General features: G+C 48.3%; 1 pseudogene. It reads left to right on the top strand.

Going from position 1 to position 292, the window contains the following annotated elements:
* A pseudogene (locus KDM89_RS21695) lies at nt 1-292 on the top strand (nitrite reductase large subunit); the annotation flags it as partial.

The following is a 292-nucleotide window of genomic DNA, read 5'->3' as shown; positions in this document are numbered from 1 at the left end:
ACTGGCGGTATCCGGATGCCCACGTAATTGTGCTGAGGCGGGTATCAAAGATGTCGGCGTGATTGGAGTTGACTCCGGCTGGGAAATTTATGTAGCAGGAAATGGCGGTATCAAAACCGAAGTCGCACAATTTCTGGTCAAAGTTAAAACTACCGCGGAAGTGATGGAATTTACTGGCGCATTCCTGCAACTCTATCGTCAGGAAGGCTGGTATCTGGAACGTACCGTACATTTTGTGAACCGGGTCGGACTGGACTATGTGAAATCGGTCATTTTGGAGCAAGCAGAAAAA

The organism is Cognatundibacterium luofuense (assembly GCF_018139685.1).
GTDB classification, from domain to species: domain Bacteria; phylum Pseudomonadota; class Gammaproteobacteria; order Burkholderiales; family Burkholderiaceae_D; genus Undibacterium; species Undibacterium luofuense.
This window is presented reverse-complemented; position numbering and strand designations above follow the sequence as displayed.